A 6,198-nucleotide genomic window follows, 5' to 3' on the forward strand; every position below is an offset into this window, starting at 1 on the left:
AAAGAACTAAGTACTAAAGAACTAAGTACTAAAGAACTAAGTACTAAAGAACTAAGTACTAAAGAACTAAGTACTAAAGAACTAAGTACTAATAAACAAAATACTAATATACAAAGTAGTAGTATCTTCTCTTTCTACGAAAATAATTTCGGTATTTTAAATTCATTCATAGCCGAAAGTATTTCGCAATGGGTAAACGATACAAGCGAAGAACTTGTACAAGCAGCTATGGAACGTGCTTTGAAACAGCAAAAGAAATGGAATTATGCTGAGGGCATTTTAAAACAGTGGGTTAATAAAAACATTCGTACTTTAGCTGATGTTAATGCAGCAGAAATAGAGTTTAAAAACAAAGGTAAAAAAGGAGAGAAAAACAATGCAAGCGTTAGGAAAAACAGTAGCTTCATCGAAAAATACGATTTTGAGTAAATTTGTTCAAAGTTATGTGTTGTCTCCTAATAGATGTACAAATGTTTTCTTGGTCGGGAAAGACAAAATTAAAGACGTTTGTAATAAACGTTTACTTATAGATGCAAAAACAAATGAAGAGTTTTGTCCGCAATGTAGATCGGTAGAGCAAGAAGACCAACAACTTGCAAAAGAAACACTGGCTATTAAGAAGAAAAACGAAATTATTCATTTATACGATTCGTTTTCAGATAACAGCCTTATAAATCCTAAGTTAAAAAAAGCAACATTTGATAGTTACGTACCACCTACACCGGAATTAGCAAATGCTAAAGAAGTAATAATGGATTTTGCTAGAAACTTTGATCCTAAAAGGTCAGAAAGCATCGTAATTACAGGTAATTACAGAGTCGGAAAGAGTCATTTATGTGTAGCGGCTACAAAAGAAATTATGAGAAAAGGCTACAGCGCAATGTTTATAGAAATGAATGCACTCTTTACAAAAATCACATCTACATGGAATAAAAATAGCGAATTAACAGAGGACAAGCTAATGTCTATCATCGCAAATGTGGATGTACTTGTATTAGATGACTTCGGAGCAGAGTGTACGGAAAAAGATGCCGAGGGGGTTACTTGGAAGAAAACGAAAACAAAAGATATTCTCGAGCGCAGGCTAGGAAGAACAAACTTATTTACAACAAACTTTGGAGTTATGGAGTTAGCTGAAATGTATGGAGAACGTGAATTTAGTCGGATTATGGAAGATACTCAAGTGATAAAAATGCATGGTGAAAATTACAGTTTGCGAAACTTCAAAAAGGAGGAATAAGTATGTGTGTATTATGTCATGATACAGGGATTATTTTAAAAAAAACCTATCTAGGTGTAGCTGAACGAAACGGTTGTAACTGTGAAGTAGCAATAAAGATACAAGAAGAAAATGATAAGCGTTGGAAAGCGTACTTAATTAAATTTGAGTCAATGAAGCAAGATTTACAACTTAATCAGCAACCAAAAGTTAGCTAGCGAGAAAAGGGGGATTTCAGTCGTATGAAATCTACGAAAGTGGAAATTGATGTTACTGCTAATAAAATTTACGTGGTCAAAAATGGTGAAGTTACTCCGCTGAATCCTCCAGCAACAGGGTTTGGTGAACAAATCATTACGTGGCAAAGTGGGAAGGTTGATCGTGTATCAACTACGTATACGGAAAAAATTAAATAACTGGGGATGCGATTATGAAGCAATTAACGATTGATGATGTGATAGGGAGTTTTTGCTACGACGCTATAAGCACCAGTGATAAGTTTTTGAATCTAAGCTTTGAAGTGTATTTTTACGATAAAGAGGAACGACAAAAAATGGACTGTTTTGATGCTAAAACTGAAGCTGAAGCTTGGAATGCTGCAATAGAAGAGCATGGGGAATGCATTCAGAATATTATGATAACTATTTCGAATCGTACTAGGGCAGAATTTTTGGCACTTGATTAGGAGGGAGAATGGTGGTCGATGAAGAATATGCAAGAGCTTTATTTAATGGAATTAGTAGAAAGATGCTAAATTATCGTGTTTATGTAGCTGAATGGGATCTAGAAGAAGCGTTAACAGCAACGCCGAGAAGCGTCAGACATAACAGGTTTGAGGGAGTGCACACGAAATGGCGTAGAATAGCTGAGGCGAATGGCATAAACGCCGCTACATGTTACAGTAAATTAAATAGTGGTTGGGGATATCAAGAGGCCTCTATGAAGCCAGCGTTAAAAAGAAAAGGTTTGGGAAAAGTGTGGTTAGAATGAGCCAAGCCCAATGGAATTGGCTACAGCACGTTTATGAAAAGAGTAATCACCAGAAAGTGGAATATAGAAAAGGTTGTAACAACACCAGTAATTAGAACTGGAAAAAATGCCTTAGTACGATTCAAGAAATTGATTGTGAGAAACGGAAAGAATTAAAAAAGGAGCTGAAGATAATGAAGGAAGTAATCAAGGAATATATAAATCAATTGCAACAATCAGCGCTAGAAAACAGAAAGGAATCAAACAAAGCGTATGAGGCTGGAGATTTAGGCTTATCAGGTTACTATCGTGGTCAATGGATCGCGAATGAGGGAACAGCAATTGCATTAGAGACTATCTTAAATCAGCACAGAGAAAAAATGTAGGTTCAGATTTATTAAAGTCAGACCAAATTTGAATTTTATTAGAAAAGGGCACTATAAAATAAGTTCCTAACTTCAATTCACCGAAGTGTTATGAGGCTAAATACCTGTGTTGTACATTTTTATTTGTTGCACATTTTACAATTATCTCTGAGGTATAAACATTTTATGTCTTTTAAGCCCTTTTCACTTTTTTCTTCACTATTTAAAACTACCTAAAATCATAAAATCTACAAGAATGCCACTCATTGGATTTTCAGAACCTAATACACTAATTCCTAGAACTGTTACACCACTAATATTGGTAACATTAGCAGAAACGTATTTTCCAGTAACATTTTTCTCTCGCATTTGTACTCTTGGTCTTGCATTTATCGAAGAGTTAGTAGAATATATGCTTGCTACTGCATAGTCAACGGTTGTTAATAATGAATTACCATTAGCTAATTGATTATCTGTGAAATAAAGTGTAGCTATACCATTTGCGTTTGATGTGGCTTGCCCATAAATAATGCGTTTCTTTTGTTGTGGATTCGACTCTCCTGCTTTTAACACTTGAAAAGCTGTTGGTGCCAGTGAAAAAAATTCAATGCTCATAGAAATTCTCCTTCTGTAATGCTTTGCTTCCTGTTGTCAAAAATAACCTTGATTAAATATATGAGTGTCCGATATATCTTAATATTATATGTGTTTTTTTAAGTTTGTTACTTTAATGTTTTTGTTTAAGTAACAAAAAGCTCTACTTAAGGGGATTTTTAATTATGGTAGTCATAGCAAGCAAAAAGAGCACAAATATAAGCGTGCTCATAGATTGGGAAGGATAGATCTTTATGAGTGAAGAGTCTCCATATAATAACATAAGCTCGTTAAGTGTAAAGGAGAAAAGTTTTTAATAAAAATACTATTTGAATAGGGATTTTTACAAAAAAGAAAGAGCCCCACAGTAAAGAATTCTCGAACCAGTGTATACCTACAATCTCAATAGTATATGCTCATTTTCAAGAAAAGGTTAATTGAACCAAAAAAGGAGACGGATAGCAAAAGCTAACCGCCAAAAAGAGGTTGCAACATAATAAATTGAGTGAGTTTTGACACCGTTGTTTATAGTATGTATAAGCACAATTATCTTATACATGGATAGAACTAAAATGGTTTAAAATACCAAAAATAGTTAAGGCTAATTTTAATTAAATCTGAATAAAATCTTTATTTTATAGATCGGAGTGAAATTCTAGTTTGATTGTTAAAGCAACAATCAAACTAGAATTAGATGATTCGCAGAAAAAATGGGTTTCTTATGTTAGAGAACAAGGTGGAGAAGAAGCGGTATTTCATTATCTGGAAGAAGTGCAGAAGAAAATGGAATTAGCGGATTTTGTGGAGATGGAATGCAAAGATAAATGATTTGTTATAAAAACGCTATTTTATTAGAAAGGAGGGAGTATATTGCCAGTTGCTAATCAAATCCTATTTTCAATAGTGTTGTTGCTCCTATATGTAGGGAGTGTAATTGTAAGTCGTAAACTTATGAAACGAGTGATGGAAGAGGAAGAAATTAATCCAAATATTTTTATTATATGTTTAGTGTTAGTACCTATAGAAAATATTGCGGTTAGTATCCTTTGTTATCTTATTTTTTGTACAAAAAACTTAAATACAGACAAAATAGCTAAAAAATTCTTCGGAATGTAAAGGTAAGACTTAACAAAAACTTCATTTTAGTAGAAAGCGAGGTGGTGATATGAGTCTTACTTTTATAGATTTCTTCAGTGGTGTTGGAATGATGAGAATTGGATTAGAACAAGCTGGACATTCCTGTATTGGTTTTTGTGAATGGAATAAACCTGCAAGGAAAACATACGAAGCAATGCACGATACAGAAGGAGAGTGGACGGAACATGATATCAGAAATGCAAAAGGAACTTCTATTCCGAGGGCTGATATTTGGACAGCGGGGTTTCCTTGTACCGATATTTCCAAAAATGGAAAACAAAAAGGACTTGCAGGAGAAAGATCAGGACTATTTACAGAAGTTATCCGGCTCATCAAAGAAGTACCTGAACATAAGAAACCTGCCTACCTGCTCTTTGAAAACGTTGATAACACATTATCAGTCAATAAAGGATGGGACCTTGCCCGTATTCTCGCTGAAATGGATGGAGTCGGGTATGATGCGGAATGGGATGTTATCACCTCAACAGAGGTTGGAATACCTCAAAGAAGGAAAAGAATATTCATTGCAGGATATCTTAGAGGATCAGGTGTCCGACGAATATTTAGTTGATACAGAAAAGAACAGCTGCATTTTAGAAGTAACAAAAGATTATGTGAAAGTAAGACAAGCCACTAAACAAGGATATGACATTGGCGTTGTCGGTGACGCTATTAATATAGCAGTACCAACATCTAAGACACGCATAGGGCATGGTGTAGCGCAAACATTACTTAGATCCAGGGAACAATGTACGCTGCGTGACGGAAAACTATATTGGCTTACTGAAAGGGAATCGTGGCGATTACAAGGGATTCCTGACGAATACTTCGATCGAGCAAAGGAAGTAACATCGTCGAATCAATTATATGCACAGGCTGGAAACGGGTTAACGGTTAATATAGCGAAATTTATCGGCGAGAGAATGGGTTATTTAGAAGATTAGTATAAAAATTTCATTTTGTAGAAAAGGAGAATGGATATGAAATACTTTGAGTTTGATAAACATGAATATTGGGCATTAGTAGCGGCAGAAACAAAAGGTAGAGCTTACACAGTATATGCGAAAGAAGTTGCAGGTGATGGGACACAAAGTGTTATTAATGAAGGGGATATTACAGAGGTTACAAAAGAATTTGCATTCGGTAAATTTTTAAATGCAGTTGCTCAAATAGAAGAATACAAGAGTTGTCTTTATATAGTTTCGTAGATAAATTTCTCGATCATGAAAATCAAACGGTTTTAATTACGTCAGAACTAACATAAATGAGCAGCTAGCAAAAGCTAACTGCTCATCTCCAAGGGGGAACAAGGAGAAAGTAACTTAATGGGTTGTCTACAGTATTGACGGAATATTGAGTTTTATTCAGGAAGGAAGATAAAATGAATAAAAATAACGAAGCAAAAGAACAACAAATTCAAGGATGGTATGAGTGGTTAAAAAGAAGATATGAACAAGGCGATGGCAGAACTTCAAAAATAACATTAAAAACTTATCTAGATAATATGGAACGAATATTAAAAATGAAGTAGGGGGTAGAGGTAAATGATTGAGATTAATCTTAAAAGCGGAAGAAGTTTAGGGTGGATATTTGACACTGAACAGGAAATGAAAAAAACGTGGGAACAAATGAAGAAAGTGGATTATACCAAGAAAGGTGCTATTGAATGTAATGGAACTTTAATTCCTTATAGTAGTATTGAATTTCTAAAAATAAAGAAAAACTGAACAAAATAATCCTTTTGTCAACATTAATAAATAGGTACAATTCACATTTTAATTATCTTTGAATGTAATGGTATCAAATTAATTAAAACGCCCGAAAATGGAAATTAAGAGTATTTAAAGAGAAGGAGTGAATGGCTTGACTAAGATGAAGAAAAAGAAATTAAAAAAAGCAATCGCTCGTCGTACG

The 6,198-nt window shown here is 34.2% G+C and carries 12 protein-coding genes and 2 pseudogenes; 13 read left to right on the plus strand and 1 reads right to left on the minus strand.

The genetic code is table 11. The features are described 5' to 3' along the window. From ACQRBL_RS11835 to ACQRBL_RS11865, 7 genes and pseudogenes are all read left to right on the plus strand, one after another. Positions 1-429, plus strand: a 429-nt coding sequence (locus tag ACQRBL_RS11835) for a DnaD domain-containing protein (protein WP_427734591.1), incomplete at its 5' end; no start/stop codon positions are given. Next, positions 377-1,240, plus strand: coding sequence for an ATP-binding protein (locus tag ACQRBL_RS11840; RefSeq protein WP_411996766.1), 864 nt, complete (start codon positions 377-379; stop codon positions 1,238-1,240). The genes ACQRBL_RS11835 and ACQRBL_RS11840, both read left to right, overlap by 53 nt. 2 nt (positions 1,241-1,242) lie before the next feature. Then, on the plus strand, positions 1,243-1,437 hold the full coding sequence (locus ACQRBL_RS11845) for a hypothetical protein (protein ID WP_411996765.1): 195 nt from the start codon (positions 1,243-1,245) through the stop codon (positions 1,435-1,437). Positions 1,438-1,461: 24 nt separating this feature from the next. After that, positions 1,462-1,635 carry a DUF3954 domain-containing protein gene (locus tag ACQRBL_RS11850; RefSeq protein ID WP_144517506.1) on the plus strand — a complete coding sequence of 58 codons (174 nt, stop codon included), beginning with the start codon at positions 1,462-1,464 and terminating at the stop codon, positions 1,633-1,635. Between the two features lie 14 nt (positions 1,636-1,649). Beyond that, positions 1,650-1,904 carry a hypothetical protein gene (locus ACQRBL_RS11855; RefSeq protein WP_411996764.1) on the plus strand — a complete coding sequence of 85 codons (255 nt, stop codon included), beginning with the start codon at positions 1,650-1,652 and terminating at the stop codon, positions 1,902-1,904. A gap of 8 nt (positions 1,905-1,912) precedes the next feature. Further along, a pseudogene (locus tag ACQRBL_RS11860) lies at positions 1,913-2,365 on the plus strand (nucleoside permease). 17 nt (positions 2,366-2,382) lie between these two features. Further along, a complete protein-coding gene (locus tag ACQRBL_RS11865) occupies positions 2,383-2,574 on the plus strand; it encodes a hypothetical protein (RefSeq protein WP_023520938.1) in 192 nt (63 codons plus the stop codon). A 198-nt stretch (positions 2,575-2,772) separates the two neighbouring features. Here the strand turns inward: ACQRBL_RS11865 and ACQRBL_RS11870 are convergent, their stop codons facing one another. Further along, positions 2,773-3,168, minus strand: coding sequence for a hypothetical protein (locus ACQRBL_RS11870; protein ID WP_197230133.1), 396 nt, complete (start codon positions 3,166-3,168; stop codon positions 2,773-2,775). Positions 3,169-3,807: 639 nt separating this feature from the next. Between ACQRBL_RS11870 and ACQRBL_RS11875 the strand changes: the two genes are divergently transcribed. The 6 genes and pseudogenes from ACQRBL_RS11875 to ACQRBL_RS11900 all read left to right on the plus strand — a co-directional run bounded on the left by ACQRBL_RS11875 (position 3,808) and on the right by ACQRBL_RS11900 (position 6,011). Further along, on the plus strand, positions 3,808-3,975 hold the full coding sequence (locus ACQRBL_RS11875) for a hypothetical protein (RefSeq protein ID WP_197230134.1): 168 nt from the start codon (positions 3,808-3,810) through the stop codon (positions 3,973-3,975). A gap of 42 nt (positions 3,976-4,017) precedes the next feature. Next, a complete protein-coding gene (locus tag ACQRBL_RS11880; RefSeq protein ID WP_411996763.1) occupies positions 4,018-4,263 on the plus strand; it encodes a hypothetical protein in 246 nt (81 codons plus the stop codon). A gap of 91 nt (positions 4,264-4,354) precedes the next feature. After that, positions 4,355-5,228, plus strand: a pseudogene (locus ACQRBL_RS11885) (DNA cytosine methyltransferase). 36 nt (positions 5,229-5,264) lie between these two features. Then, on the plus strand, positions 5,265-5,492 hold the full coding sequence (locus ACQRBL_RS11890; protein WP_411996762.1) for a hypothetical protein: 228 nt from the start codon (positions 5,265-5,267) through the stop codon (positions 5,490-5,492). A gap of 173 nt (positions 5,493-5,665) precedes the next feature. Then, positions 5,666-5,815 (plus strand): hypothetical protein, encoded by a 150-nt coding sequence (locus ACQRBL_RS11895; protein ID WP_411996761.1) that lies wholly within the window; start codon positions 5,666-5,668, stop codon positions 5,813-5,815. A gap of 13 nt (positions 5,816-5,828) precedes the next feature. After that, the gene (locus ACQRBL_RS11900) at positions 5,829-6,011 is read left to right on the plus strand and encodes a hypothetical protein (protein ID WP_021728831.1); all 183 of its coding nucleotides are present in this window, start codon (positions 5,829-5,831) and stop codon (positions 6,009-6,011) included. The last annotated feature ends 187 nt before the right edge of the window (positions 6,012-6,198 follow it).

Source organism: Bacillus sp. AF62 (assembly GCF_050312695.1).
GTDB lineage: Bacteria > Bacillota > Bacilli > Bacillales > Bacillaceae_G > Bacillus_A > Bacillus_A cereus.

Excerpts from the sequence above, each read along its gene's own strand:
- ACQRBL_RS11895 (WP_411996761.1), top strand. The coding sequence starts at position 5,666 with ATGAATAAAAATAACGAAGCAAAAGAACAACAAATTCAAGGATGGTAT.
- ACQRBL_RS11845 (WP_411996765.1), top strand. The coding sequence starts at position 1,243 with ATGTGTGTATTATGTCATGATACAGGGATTATTTTAAAAAAAACCTAT.
- ACQRBL_RS11865 (WP_023520938.1), top strand. The coding sequence starts at position 2,383 with ATGAAGGAAGTAATCAAGGAATATATAAATCAATTGCAACAATCAGCG.
- ACQRBL_RS11870 (WP_197230133.1), bottom strand. The coding sequence starts at position 3,168 with ATGAGCATTGAATTTTTTTCACTGGCACCAACAGCTTTTCAAGTGTTA.
- ACQRBL_RS11890 (WP_411996762.1), top strand. The coding sequence starts at position 5,265 with ATGAAATACTTTGAGTTTGATAAACATGAATATTGGGCATTAGTAGCG.
- ACQRBL_RS11850 (WP_144517506.1), top strand. The coding sequence starts at position 1,462 with ATGAAATCTACGAAAGTGGAAATTGATGTTACTGCTAATAAAATTTAC.
- ACQRBL_RS11900 (WP_021728831.1), top strand. The coding sequence starts at position 5,829 with ATGATTGAGATTAATCTTAAAAGCGGAAGAAGTTTAGGGTGGATATTT.
- ACQRBL_RS11855 (WP_411996764.1), top strand. The coding sequence starts at position 1,650 with ATGAAGCAATTAACGATTGATGATGTGATAGGGAGTTTTTGCTACGAC.
- ACQRBL_RS11840 (WP_411996766.1), top strand. The coding sequence starts at position 377 with ATGCAAGCGTTAGGAAAAACAGTAGCTTCATCGAAAAATACGATTTTG.